We start from the raw sequence: 12,028 nt of genomic DNA on the forward strand, positions 1-12,028 counted from the left end.
GGGTTATTCGGCGTCGCAGCTTTCGTACGGCAGTCCGGCCGCTTTCCATTCCGGAAACCCTTCCGAAAGTCGCCAGGCCTGACGACCGGCGGCTTGTAACTGTTCCACCATTTGATAGGAGTAAACACAATAAGGCCCGCGGCAATAAGCGACGATGGTATCGGTTTCGTCCGGTTCCGGCAGCGTTTCTAAGGTGCTGTCGATGTTTTCCGGCAAGACGTTGATGGCGCCTTTAATGTGGCCTTGTTGGAATTCTTTGGCCGGGCGGACATCCAAAATCAGCACCTTTTCCCGGTCGAGTTGTTGTGCCAGCGTTTGGCTGGACATAACGGGTGTTTGTTCTTTGCCGGGCATGATGGTGTCCATCAAACGGTTCACTTCAGCTAAATGGTTTTCGGCGGCTTGACGCAGGTGATGAACCAGTTGCACCACATCCGATCCGGCGAGTTGATACAGGCGGTGTTTGCCGTGTTTGCGCACCGAGACCAACCCGGCTTGTTTCATTTGTTGGAGGTGTCGAGAGGTGTTGGCCAGGCTGAGCCCGGTCAATTGGCTGAGTTCTTCGACACTGCGCTCCGCCTGCGCCAGATAATCCATCAGCTCGATGCGTTGCGGGGAGGAAAGACTGCGTCCGATAAGGGCGAGTTGTTCGAAAAGTTGTTTTTTTACACTCGACACGGTTTGTCTCCGATGGTTAAGAGGCGGCTCGTTTAAAACACCACGCTTGTCGGTGTTTTCACAATTGTTGTCATATTCTTCAATCGACACAACGTATCTTATCTAAGTCAGGGTTCAGGTGTAAAGGGTTTAATTTAACATTCAATTGATTGATTGAATGTTAAAGGGCAACTCGATATAATATGGCGACTTCAATTGCACAAAACTTGAATTGCACAAAAATAGGTCGTCGCTTGATGGAACTGCGCCATTTCCCCAACAAAACGGACATTGAACACGGTATTTTCGTGAACCGCCACCAGTTTGGTTTGCATGTGTTGCAAATTTTTATGGTGGGGTTGACCATCGGTATGATTCGTGTGGTGGTACCAGGCCTGGCGGAAACCGAGTTTGGGCTGGCCGATCAGGCGTTTTTCCTGTTGACGTCGTTTGTGGTGGTGTTCGGCCTTATCAAAGCGGTCATGAACTTATTCGCCGGGCGCTTGAGCGAACAATACGGCCGAAAATCGGTCCTGGTCTGGGGCTGGTTGGTAGCGTTGCCGGTGCCTTTTTTGCTATTGTATGCCGATAGCTGGGGCTGGGTGATTGCGGCGACGGTTTTGCTTGGTTTTAACCAAGGTTTGACTTGGTCAATGGCGCTTAATAGCAAACTGGATTTGGCCAAACCGTCGCAAAAAGGGCTGGTCAACGGCGTGAACGAATTTTCCGGTTATGCCGCCGTGGGGCTCGCCGGCTTGGTGACGGCGTATTTTGTGGACTGGTTCGGCGCGCGCGAAGGGCTGTTCATTTTCAGTCTGGCGGTGATTTTGTTGGGACTGGCGTTAGCGGAGTGGACTCTTGCTGAAACCTTGCCTTGGGCGGAACGTCATCAGGCCTTGGCCGAAAGCGGGAAAGTGGCACCGGACACGCGTTCGTTTAAACAATTGTTTCACTTGGCGAGTCGAGAAGACGCCTCGTTGGTCGCTATTAATCAGGCCGGGTTGGTGGAAAAATTCACCGATGCACTGGTGTGGATTTTCCTGCCGGTGTATTTTTTGGCGCAAGGGTTGACCCTGGTGGAAGCCGGGGCCATTATTGCGGTGTACGGCTTGGTGTGGGGTGGCGCTCAATTGGTTACGGGGCCTTTATCGGATAAAATCGGCCGCAAGGGTTTGATTGTCTGGGGCATGTGGTTGTGCGGTGCGGGCGTTTTGGCGATTCCATTGTCGCAAGGTGTGGTCTGGTGGACATTGGAAGCAGGGCTGGTCGGTTTGGGCATGGCCATGTTGTATCCCAACCTGGGGGCGGCGGCTGGAGATTTTGCGCCGGTGGCTCACCGAGCCAGTGTGATTGGGATTTACCGTTTCTGGCGTGATTCGGGTTATGCCTTCGGTGCCTTGGCGATGGGCCTGGCGGCACAAATTTCGCAGGATTTGCAAACGCCGTTTTGGTTGGTTGCCGTGGCGATGGGGTTGTCGGGTACTTGGGTGGCGATTAAGGTACGTTACTCGGAAAATAACGAGGCACCGGTCACGTCAGGTGAAAAACGGGGTTAATTCGCCGATAAATTTTTTCAAACCGCTTTTGAGGAGAAGGAACGGTTCCAACAGCGGTTTTCTTTTATACTGAACATCAAATAAGGATTTTCTGATAAGTTCCGTATCGGCGAATCCATCAACCTCACGGAGCAAAGGAATCATTATGACGGCAACCGCTACGACCTCTCAGGCCGACTTCACTGTTCTGAAAACGCATCTGCAAAAAGTCATTGTCGGGCAGGAATCTTTATTGGAAAGGATGATGATTGCCATGCTCACCGGTGGTCACTTGCTATTGGAAGGCCCGCCAGGCCTGGCGAAAACCACGGCGGTGAAAACCCTGGCCGATGCGGTGAAAGCCTCCTTTCAACGGATTCAGTTTACGCCGGATTTGATGCCGGGTGACGTCATGGGCTCCGATATTCTCGACCCGAATACCGGGCAATTGACCTTTGTGAAAGGGCCGGTGTTCAATGAAATTCTGTTGGCGGACGAAATTAACCGTGCGCCGCCGAAAGTGCAGTCTGCTTTGCTGGAAGCCATGGCGGAGAAACAAGTCACCGCCGGTGGATTAACGCGGGAATTGCCGGAACTGTTTATTGTGATGGCCACGCAGAATCCGTTGGAACAAAGCGGCACGTATCCGTTGCCGGAAGCCCAGCTCGACCGCTTCATGTTGCACGTGGTATTGGATTACCCGGATGAAGTGGAAGAATTGGAAATTCTGCGCCGGGATCGCGCTCATCACTTCGGTGAGGATAAAGAAAAATTGTCGGCGTTTTTAACGCCGGAAAAAGTTTTGGCGGCGCGCCATCAAATTGCCGAACAATATGTCTCCGAAGCGGTGGAAAAATACATGGTGGCATTGGTGGGGGCGACACGTCGCCTAGCGCAATGGGACGCGGACATGGCGGAAGTCTTGGAAATCGGCGCTTCGCCGCGCGCCACCTTGTCGTTGTTGCACGCCGCCAGCGCCAAAGCCTGGTTGGAACAACGCGACTTTGTGACGCCGGACGATGTCATCGCCTTGTTACCGGATGTATTACGCCACCGTATTCGCGTCAGTTTCGCCGGTCGCGCGCAGCAGTGGACCGAGGACGCCGTGATCGAACGTATTATTGAATTGGTGCCGGTGCCGGTCGCGACGGAAGCCCAGCCGGGCTAAGGTGAAGCCAGTGTTACGTTGGATGCAATCGGCCTTTGCCAGCTGGTTTCCCGGCTTGAAGCCGGGAGTCGGTATAGCCGAAACCGCTCGTCTGACCGACCCGATTTTGTCCGCTGGGGCCATTCACACCTTAGCCGATGAGGTGGCGCAACTGGGCGATAAAATCGGCGTCAACCCGAAAGCCAGTGATGCGCGCAAACAGGGCGAACAAACCAGCCGCTATCTCGGTTCGGGCATGGAGTACGAAGAAAGTCGCGCTTATCAGCCGGGCGATGATGTCCGCCATCTCAACTGGCGTTTAATGGCCCGAACCGGCCAAGCCTACACCAAATTGTTTCAGGAAGAACGTCAAGAAAGTTGGACGGTGATTGTGGATCAGCGTCAATCGATGCGTTTCGGTACGCAATCTCGATTGAAAGTCGTGCAAGCGGCCAGAGCGGCCGGTTTATTCGCTTGGTTGGCGGAACAAAACGCCCGTCCGTTGGAAGGCGTCGCCCTGGCGGAAGGCGCGCGCACGTCGCCCACATTCGAAGGGCGCGGCACTTTCGAGCGCTTTATGGAATTTATGTCAGTGCCCTGCCCGCCATTGAGAAATGTTACCGAATCGCGATTGTCGGATGAACTGTTGGCGTGTTTAAGCCGGTTGCAGTCCGGGTCTCGATTGGTGATTTTAAGCGATTTTGTTGATTTGGACGACGCAAGCCTGCGGGTGTTGGCGGCGCTGAGTGAGAAAGTGATGGTGCAGGCGGTGCTGCTGGAAGACCCGGTGGAACGGAGTTTGCCGAAGTTACCCGGTTTGAAATTGCAATCTTTGAATGGCGGCTTTGAATTGGACCATTTATCGGATCGTCAACACCACAGTTACCAACAGTGGGCGCAGGATTACTTCGACGACAAATTGAAGCGATTGGCAGGCCTAGGCATTTCCGCTATTTCGTTATCGACAGTCGATTCACTGGCGCATTTGACGGAAGCCTTGGGGGAACAGTATGGCTGATACTCAAGCGCTGCAAATGGCTGAAGATACCTTAATCGACATTGAAGTGCCGATGCCGCCGGGGATTGACTGGCTGGGTGGTTTATTGACGCTGGGTTGGGTTCTGCTGGCTTTGTTGATTCTGTTGTTGTTGGGATTAGTTGTCTGGTTTGTCTGGCGCCGGGCTCAGTTGTATTGGCGTTTGGAACGCCTGAAACGAACGTTAGCGAAAGAACCTTCTGAGGCTGTAAAAGACGGAGCGGTGTTGTTGTATCAAGCGTTGCAAACCGCCAAACAGCATCGTTTATTGGGTGGCGAGGCTGAAGAACTTATGAAGTGCGAAATCGACCAGGCCTGCTTTGGCCCGCAAAGCGTTTCACGTGAAACCTTGTCTGCTTTAATCCAAACGTTTCAAGCGCATTTGAAAGCGGCCGCGCCGACCATCGGCGATGGCTTTCGCGCATTACTTTCCATCATCCGTACGGGGTTCAGTCGGTTATTTGCCGGGCGTCGAAAAACCGTTCAAACCCTACGAGGCGAACGCGAATGACTTGGGAAGCCTTGATTGAAGTGATGAAATCCTGGCACGAGGTGACCTTTCAAGTGCCGTGGGCCTTTGCGGCATTGATTCCAGCCGGTTTGCTGTGGGCGTGGCATATCTGGCGGCCGGCGCGTTCCGATTGGGACCAGACGGCGACGGCGCAGTCGTTATTGTTTCGGCACTCGTTGATTGATCGGCTGGGGTACGATGCGGCCAAACCGAAATCCCATAAAAGCTTGCGTTGGTTGTTGAACGGCTTGCGGGGATTGATTTTCCTGGCGTTGGTGACGGCGCTGGCACAGCCGGTGAAGCAAGTGCCTTTGCCGCCGGAACCGCAAACCAAAACCGTGCGTGACATTGTATTCGTGGTGGAAACGTCGGTCAGCATGGTGTTGGAAGATTATCAGCTCGGCGATGAATCCAAAAGCCGGATTGAGGTGATTCGAAATGTACTGGATCGGTTTATTTCCGGTTTGGCTGGGAATCGTTTTGGGTTTATTTTGTATGCCGATGAGGCTTTTACCTTGATGCCGCTGACTTCGGACGGCACCACGGCGCGGCTGATGCTGAAGCGGTTGGAACCTTATCTGGCGGGCCGCACCGATGAAGGCACCGGGTCGGCTTTAGGGTTGGCTTTACAGCAGGTCGAACAAGGAACGGACACCACCGAAAATCGGGTCATTGTATTGATTTCCGACGGTTCGACCCGCGACAGCGCCATCCCGATTTCAGAAGCGATTAATTATGCACAAGGCTTGAATGTACCGATTTACACGGTCGGAATCGGTTCGCGTTCCGACGACGCCGACCAACGTGAATTCCGTGGGTTGTTGTATGAGCCGTTGGAAGCGGGGTCTCTGAAGCAGATCGCTGAAGAAACCGGCGGGCGTTATCATCAAGTCGGCAGCGGTGCGGGTTTACAACAAGTGTTGCAGGCGATTGACCAAACCGAGGGCGTGAGCATTGAGGTGCCGCGGCCGAAGTTCCGTGAAGTTGCCTTGTATCCGTATTTCGTCGCCTTGGCGCTGGCCTTGTTCATTCTCTATTTTGCCTCGGTGCAATTGCTGGCCGGACGCTTGCAACAGGAGGCCGGGTAATGGACGCTTGGTTGCAATGGGAGTGGCGCGACGCGACGACACTGTGGTTTTTATTGGTGCCGTTGCTATGGGGCCTGGTGTCGACTTGGTTGCGGCATCGTCAAACCGCGCAATATGCCGACAGTCATTTGTTGCCTTGGGTGAAGGTAACGCCGGAAGCGCTGTTGGATGAAGCCGTGCAGGTTGAACAAAGCACGCAAAAACGAAAATTGGCCAGGCCTGGGCGGTTTATGCACGGCGTGTGGCGATTCATGGTTGGGCTGTTTCAACCGAAATGGCTGTTGTCGCTGGCGTGGATGTGTTTGATTATTGCTTTGGCGGGGCCGCGTACCTTGGTCCCGTCACCGCAGGAATCGACTCGTGCCGGTGTCGATATTCTGGTGGCGATGGACACCTCGCGTTCCATGCTGGTTCAAGATGTGGCGCCAAACCGCTTTTTGCAAGCCCGTGCTCTGGTGGAATCATTGGCCAATCGTCTGGAACCGGACGACCGTTTGGGGTTAATGGTGTTTGCCGGGCGACCGCATTTGGTCGCGCCTTTATCGTTTGATCGGGCTTTGTTTGAGCATTATTTGAATTTGGTGCGCCCCGGCATTTTACCGACGCGCGGTTCTGACGAAGATGCCGCGGTGGCGTTTGGTCTGGAGCACCTCAAACAAACGGCTGGTCCCGCCAAGGTGTTGTTGGTGTTTACCAATGGTCAGCCGGCTCCGGAATCGCTGGAGGCGGTTTCCGAGCGATTGAAAGCGGCGGTGGCTTTGGCTAAGGAAAGTCAAACCAAAGTGGTGTTGGTTGGCGTTGGGCGCGAAACCCCTAGCCCGATTCCATCGATGGCGCATCCAAGCGGCACGGTGCATGTGCATGGTCGTCAGGTGCGCTCCCAGTTGGAAAGCACCGAACTGACCAAGCTGGCAACGCAGTTAGGCGGGGATTATATTACGGCGAACCGTTCCGGTGCCTTTTTGGAAAAACTGTTGAATTTGGTGGCGAAGCAGGCGGAAAAACGCACTTTCCAAGCCTCGCAACCGGTATGGCAAGATCATGCGGAAGGTTTCCTTTGGGCGGCATTTTTCGCGTTATTGTGGAGTTTTTTCCCGGTCAAACGGCGCGTTATCGACAAGCGCCTTGCGGGACGAAGTGGTTTGAACGCCAGTAAAACGATTGGGTTGGCGGTGGTTGGCTTCGCCTTGATGAGCGGTTTTCAACCGGAATCGGCCTGGGCGGCAACCGAGGTGGGCACCGCTCAAAAAGCGTATGAGGCGTTTCAGTCACAGGATTACGATTCGGCTCAGGAAACCTATAACGAATTATCGACGTATCAAGGCCTGTTCGGCGCTGGCGCGGCCGCTTACCGCAATAAGGACTTTGAGTCTTCAGTGGCGTACTTCCGTGACGCCGCGGTTTTGGGGTTAACCGATACCGACCGGGCTCAGGCCTTGTTCAATTTGGGGAACAGTTATTATCAGGCTGGATTATTGCCCTCGGCGATTGAGGCCTACGAACAGGCGCTGGTGTATCAACCGAATTACGATAAAGCCAAGCATAATTTGGCCTTGGCCAAACGCCAACGTCAACGGCGAAGTGGGCAACAGCAAAATGAAGAACAAGGCGACGGTCAGGGCGAAGGCACGACCAGCCGGGATGCCGACGGCGCTTTTTACGGCGGACAACGTCCAAACCCGGATGAGGTGGGCGAAGGGGCGTCCGGTGATGCGCCGGAAGGTGAGAAAGACGGTCGGGAGTTCGTATTGCCGGATCAACCGGAAGGCACGGATTTCTCATTGGAATCGGCGTCTCAAATGCAGTTGAACGACACTGCGAATGCGATTTTGGACCAGCAACAGCGGGTTCGTCGTATTGAACAATTTGAGCATGATATGCAGAAAGTGGACGATAACCAGTCGCTATTATTGAAAAACCTATTTGAGCGAGAAGAAGGTTTTCAGGCTTCGCAGGACGAACCGCACCCATTGCCGGGGGTGAAACCATGGTAAGGTTTTGGCGACGTTTTTGGATTTTGATCGGGCTCGGGGTGTTTTTACCAGGCCTGGTGTTGGCAGACAGCCGTATGTACCCGGAAGAAGTGGTGCTTGGGAATCCGGTGACCTGGATTATCAGTGGCGAGCAGGTGGAGAAGCATTTCGAACAGCTTGATTTAAGTGTTTTGAAACAGCATTTTGTCATCCACGACATCGAAGGCGGTTCCAGCCGCTTACGCCTTCGACTTTACCCTTATGAAACCGGCGTGTTTCGATTACCGGCCATGCATCATGGCGGGCTCCACGTGAAACCCATCACGATTCATGTGAAGGAAAACCCGGAAGTGTCCGTCACTTGGCAGGCACCGGAAAAACAAGCTTATCCGGACGAAGTCCTGTATTGGCGCGCCGATGTTTCGGCCAAAGGGGAAAATATTCCGATTCGCGCGTTACCGACGGACAATGACCCGAATCAGGTGTATCAGTGGTTGGGCACGGCGGAACCGGAAGCCGATCACACCTTGTTTGAAAACCATGTGCGTTTGATCTCTGCGGTACGTTTCCTCAAGCCCGGCTCTTATTCATTGCCGTCGCCAGGGGTAAGAGTGGACGCATCGGCGTATCGACATGAGTTGTTTTTTGCCCCGCCGAAACTGGTTCAAGTGCGTCCGAGACCATCGTATCTTCCGGCGGTGTTGCCGGTTGGTCAGGTATCGTTAAAAGCGGACTTCAACCCGTTTTGGGTGGTGACAGGGGATTTGTATCATTGGGTTTGGCGTTTAAATGGACAAAATGTGACCGATGAACAGTTGCCGAACCTGGCTTCGCAGCTCACCGATACCGATGGGTTCGAATGGCTGATGCCAACGGTGGAGCGAACCCAGTCGGTGACCGATTCCGGTTTGATGAGTCGGGCCGAAATCGACCAGCCGTTTCGAATTTTGGAATACGGTTGGGTGCGTTTGCCCCCTTTGCGCGTGACCTATTTCAACCCGCAAAGCGGCCGTTTGGAGGATGTGGTTTTGCCGGCGCAGTCAGTAGTGGCCTTGCCGGGCGCGGTGATTGTAATCGGGCAATTATTGTTGGCGCTGCTGGCACTTCTGAGTTTGAGAGTGATTTGGCTGGGGTTGCGGGAAGCGTTTTTGAAGTGGCGTTTGTTGGCCGGTTTGAAGCAAGCCGACAATGTGCATCAGGTTTGGCAACAGGTGGATATTTGGTCGCGCCGCCAACTGAGTCACGGGCAAAACGGCCAGGCCTGGCCGGTTCCGGTTATATCAAAAGATGTTTCCGATTCGCGGCAGCCGAGCCTGGGCCGTTGGTTACAGGCGTTTGAAACCGAGTATGGTGACAATGAATCGGCACGGATGTTGATGGAGATGCTGAATGAACATTGCTATTCGGAACGCCATCCGTCGGTGAAGACGGCGGCGTTGGATTGGGCCAAGTCGTTACCGCTGTTTAAGGTGTCATTCAGTCGCTTACGTCGTTTTTGAGGGCGCCGAAGGTCTGACGGTATTTTTTATAGGCAATCGCCAAGGCGTAAATTAAGGTGATCCAGATAATGGTTTGCCCGGCATAAGATAACCCGATGGAAAAGGTATTTTCACGGATAAAGCTAGGCACCATCAGCAGGACGCCGAGTATCCAGCCCAAAAAAATGGTTTTCAAGGCGATTCTTAAAATGCCTTTCATTAACAGTTGTTTATGTTCTTCGGAGCCGATTTCCATAGTGTTTCCTTGCCGTTGGAAGAAGTTAGCCGGTTAGGCTTGTCGATTATAGAGCACTTTTGACCCAATTCACAAAACTTCCCAAATCCATCGCGCCGGATTGGCGGCTGACTTCTTGACCGTTTTTGAAAATGGCCAGGGTCGGGATGGAACGAATATTGAATTGAGCAGCTACCTGCTGTTCATTTTCGGTATTGATTTTCACCAGACGGGCATGGGGTTCCAACTGAGCGGCGGCCTGCGAAAAGGTGGGTGCAAACATTTTGCAGGGGCCGCACCAAGGTGCCCAGAAATCGACTACCAACGGTTGGTCGGTTTTTTGTAGGGCGCGCAAAAATTGTTGGCCAGTCATCTCCACCGGCTGGCCGGTGAAGACCGGTTGTTTGCATTTTCCGCAATTGGGCGATTCAGAGAGTTTTTCGTCTGGAATGCGGTTAAGTCCGCCACAATGGGGGCACATAATAATCATCGCGTGGTTCCTCTAAAAGTTTGCTTAAGCGTGTTAAATAAGGTCAATTTTTCATTTAATAGGGGCGATGATGCGCTTTTCAAGCTTTTATTCCAGCCAATCGGGTTTGGGGCTTTCCCGTTTGCCGGCTTCAAACCCTTCGTCAACAAAACCGTGCAAGGTGAGATCGTGGCTGTGAATTAGCTCAATCAATTTTGGATCGTCGGCGGTCAGTGTCGCTTCCACACCGTTTTCAATCGCACGGTATTCCATCCGAATTTGGTCTTTATATTCGAATAAGGCCGCGAACAGTGGGTCCCAAGAGCGGATGGCTCGTCCCATTCCAAAACGTTTTTCCATGCCTTCAACGTGGGCTTGTAAGACTTTTGCCAGCTCTGGGTCGTCACTGGTGGTACGGGCAATGATGCCGTTTTTCAGGCGCTCGGTTTCGCGAGATAAGGCTTGGTGATGTTCCAATAGTTTTGAGAAGAGGGCTTGGTCTTGGCGATGTTGTTCATCGGTGCCGTGCCCGTGACGATAAGTTTTTCCGTTAACCGTTTTCATAAGCAGTGCCTCGTTGAAAAGGGAGTTGAGGGGTTATTTTAGACAAAAAAAAGCGCGATAGGGTCAGTATCGCGCTTCGTTCTATCTGAGGAGCTGATTCAAAAGCTGAGGAGACCATTTTGAATCAAATTAACTTTGAGGTTTTAAGGGTAAAACCAAACTTAACGTCATCCTTTTCATTAAGCTTGAGTCCAGTTTAATGATTCCTTTAATTCAGGTCAATTCGATAAGCTTGAAGAAGTATGGAGGACTCTTGAAGAAAGTGTGTCCATTATCAAAAACCGCCAGGCCTGGCGGTTTTCAGTGCAGATTCCGTTAAACCGGAATGTCGTTTTGTGAGGCCATATAGTTGGCGCGTAACTGTAAATCCGATGCCGAACTCAAGTTGTTAGTGGCTTGGTTCGCATCAATCGGCGCGTCTTCTACCGATTGCATATTATTGACAGTTTGACTTTTTGCCAAATCACGATAATCAACAGCCTGTGTTTTCGATTGATCGGACAAGGTTACCGTTGTATTGTTGGCTGAAGACGTTTCGGCGCTGGTTTTATCGGTCACTTTCGGCTCTTTCGCCAAAACATCCGTCAAGCCGTTTGCTTGAGTATAAAGCGCTTGAGTGGCCGAAGCCAAAGTAGGGTTGACGTTGTTCATAATGACCTCCTTAAGTTCGATTAAGGGTGTATTGATTAAATAACTCTTTGATTTAATTATAGTTGAAAAAAAGCAAAAGTCCAGTAAGTATTTGTTTCGTTAAGAATTTAACAGGATTTGTTCAAATATGACCCTAGGTACAATATGTTTTTCAGTTTAAACCGCTTACTCTATGGTCAGAAGAATCTATTAGAGACAAAAATTATCAAGGATAAGGATTTGCGCTATGGCTGAACAAAATTTGACGAATATCGTGGGTGTGGTGGAGTCTGTAGAAGGCAAGGTTGTCATTCAACAAAGCGACGGCGGACAGAACGCCTCTGTGTCAGAAGGCATGCAGCTTACCGTAAATCAAATTATTCAAACCGGCCCGGAAGGCGCTGTACTCATCAATCTGGTGAATGGCCAAACCTTGTCGTTAGGGCGTAACACCACGCTGAAACTGGATGAAGACGTCACGGGAATCGCGGCCATTGACGATGCCCAAGCCACAGATGACGATGTTCAGCAGGTCATCGAAAAAGTATTGGCCGGTAACTTTGATGACATTGAAGAGACAGCCGCCGGTGAGGAAACCGGTATCAGTTCATCCTCTCAGCAGGCTGACATTGTTCAACATGAACTGGTGACCGGAAGTGTCACATCCGGATTTGATACCAAAGCAACGGATCAAGAGACAAATGA

13 protein-coding genes are annotated in these 12,028 nt (G+C 52.2%); 8 read left to right on the top strand and 5 right to left on the bottom strand.

Annotated elements, in window-relative coordinates; translation table 11 throughout:
- Positions 1 to 3: 3 nt before the first annotated feature.
- Positions 4 to 678, bottom strand: a complete 675-nt coding sequence (locus AC0KH7_RS12345) for an ArsR/SmtB family transcription factor (protein WP_472373763.1) — start codon at positions 676 to 678, stop codon at positions 4 to 6.
- Between the two features lie 182 nt (positions 679 to 860).
- Here AC0KH7_RS12345 and AC0KH7_RS12350 point away from each other — a divergent pair, with 182 nt between their 5' ends.
- From AC0KH7_RS12350 to AC0KH7_RS12380, 7 genes are all read left to right on the top strand, one after another.
- Positions 861 to 2,213, top strand: a complete 1,353-nt coding sequence (locus AC0KH7_RS12350; protein ID WP_472373764.1) for an MFS transporter — start codon at positions 861 to 863, stop codon at positions 2,211 to 2,213.
- Between the two features lie 145 nt (positions 2,214 to 2,358).
- Positions 2,359 to 3,360 carry an AAA family ATPase gene (locus AC0KH7_RS12355; protein WP_472366943.1) on the top strand — a complete coding sequence of 334 codons (1,002 nt, stop codon included), beginning with the start codon at positions 2,359 to 2,361 and terminating at the stop codon, positions 3,358 to 3,360.
- Between the two features lie 10 nt (positions 3,361 to 3,370).
- A complete protein-coding gene (locus AC0KH7_RS12360; protein ID WP_472373765.1) occupies positions 3,371 to 4,357 on the top strand; it encodes a DUF58 domain-containing protein in 987 nt (328 codons plus the stop codon).
- Entirely contained in the window at positions 4,350 to 4,886 is a 537-nt protein-coding gene (locus AC0KH7_RS12365; protein WP_472373766.1) for a hypothetical protein, read from the top strand. Before AC0KH7_RS12360 ends, AC0KH7_RS12365 begins: the two co-directional genes overlap by 8 nt.
- On the top strand, positions 4,883 to 5,974 hold the full coding sequence (locus AC0KH7_RS12370; RefSeq protein ID WP_472373767.1) for a vWA domain-containing protein: 1,092 nt from the start codon (positions 4,883 to 4,885) through the stop codon (positions 5,972 to 5,974). Before AC0KH7_RS12365 ends, AC0KH7_RS12370 begins: the two co-directional genes overlap by 4 nt.
- Entirely contained in the window at positions 5,974 to 7,968 is a 1,995-nt protein-coding gene (locus AC0KH7_RS12375; RefSeq protein ID WP_472373768.1) for a vWA domain-containing protein, read from the top strand. The genes AC0KH7_RS12370 and AC0KH7_RS12375 overlap by 1 nt, the downstream gene beginning before the upstream one ends.
- Entirely contained in the window at positions 7,962 to 9,446 is a 1,485-nt protein-coding gene (locus tag AC0KH7_RS12380; protein WP_472373769.1) for a hypothetical protein, read from the top strand. The genes AC0KH7_RS12375 and AC0KH7_RS12380 overlap by 7 nt, the downstream gene beginning before the upstream one ends.
- Here the strand turns inward: AC0KH7_RS12380 and AC0KH7_RS12385 are convergent.
- The 4 genes from AC0KH7_RS12385 to AC0KH7_RS12400 form a co-directional block, all read right to left on the bottom strand.
- Positions 9,424 to 9,681: a hypothetical protein gene (locus tag AC0KH7_RS12385; protein ID WP_472356444.1), complete on the bottom strand. Its 258-nt coding sequence runs from the start codon at positions 9,679 to 9,681 to the stop codon at positions 9,424 to 9,426. The genes AC0KH7_RS12380 and AC0KH7_RS12385 overlap by 23 nt on opposite strands.
- A gap of 46 nt (positions 9,682 to 9,727) precedes the next feature.
- Positions 9,728 to 10,150, bottom strand: coding sequence for a thioredoxin TrxC (gene trxC, locus AC0KH7_RS12390; protein WP_472356443.1), 423 nt, complete (start codon positions 10,148 to 10,150; stop codon positions 9,728 to 9,730).
- 87 nt (positions 10,151 to 10,237) lie between these two features.
- A complete protein-coding gene (locus tag AC0KH7_RS12395; protein ID WP_472373770.1) occupies positions 10,238 to 10,693 on the bottom strand; it encodes a hypothetical protein in 456 nt (151 codons plus the stop codon).
- A gap of 315 nt (positions 10,694 to 11,008) precedes the next feature.
- Positions 11,009 to 11,344 (bottom strand): hypothetical protein, encoded by a 336-nt coding sequence (locus AC0KH7_RS12400; protein WP_472373771.1) that lies wholly within the window; start codon positions 11,342 to 11,344, stop codon positions 11,009 to 11,011.
- 226 nt (positions 11,345 to 11,570) lie between these two features.
- On the opposite strand from AC0KH7_RS12400, the gene AC0KH7_RS12405 reads away from it, so the two are divergent.
- Positions 11,571 to 12,028, top strand: a 458-nt coding sequence (locus tag AC0KH7_RS12405) for a retention module-containing protein (protein ID WP_472373772.1), incomplete at its 3' end; no start/stop codon positions are given.

It is taken from the genome of Hydrogenovibrio sp., assembly GCF_965140365.1.
Lineage (GTDB): Bacteria > Pseudomonadota > Gammaproteobacteria > Thiomicrospirales > Thiomicrospiraceae > Hydrogenovibrio.

What these genes read in the sequence shown, in the direction of transcription:
- AC0KH7_RS12350 (WP_472373764.1), top strand. Translation starts at nt 861, where the DNA reads ATGGCGACTTCAATTGCACAAAACTTGAATTGCACAAAAATAGGTCGT.
- AC0KH7_RS12355 (WP_472366943.1), top strand. Translation starts at nt 2,359, where the DNA reads ATGACGGCAACCGCTACGACCTCTCAGGCCGACTTCACTGTTCTGAAA.
- AC0KH7_RS12365 (WP_472373766.1), top strand. Translation starts at nt 4,350, where the DNA reads ATGGCTGATACTCAAGCGCTGCAAATGGCTGAAGATACCTTAATCGAC.
- AC0KH7_RS12370 (WP_472373767.1), top strand. Translation starts at nt 4,883, where the DNA reads ATGACTTGGGAAGCCTTGATTGAAGTGATGAAATCCTGGCACGAGGTG.
- AC0KH7_RS12375 (WP_472373768.1), top strand. Translation starts at nt 5,974, where the DNA reads ATGGACGCTTGGTTGCAATGGGAGTGGCGCGACGCGACGACACTGTGG.
- AC0KH7_RS12380 (WP_472373769.1), top strand. Translation starts at nt 7,962, where the DNA reads ATGGTAAGGTTTTGGCGACGTTTTTGGATTTTGATCGGGCTCGGGGTG.
- AC0KH7_RS12385 (WP_472356444.1), bottom strand. Translation starts at nt 9,681, where the DNA reads ATGGAAATCGGCTCCGAAGAACATAAACAACTGTTAATGAAAGGCATT.
- trxC (WP_472356443.1), bottom strand. Translation starts at nt 10,150, where the DNA reads ATGATTATTATGTGCCCCCATTGTGGCGGACTTAACCGCATTCCAGAC.
- AC0KH7_RS12395 (WP_472373770.1), bottom strand. Translation starts at nt 10,693, where the DNA reads ATGAAAACGGTTAACGGAAAAACTTATCGTCACGGGCACGGCACCGAT.
- AC0KH7_RS12400 (WP_472373771.1), bottom strand. Translation starts at nt 11,344, where the DNA reads ATGAACAACGTCAACCCTACTTTGGCTTCGGCCACTCAAGCGCTTTAT.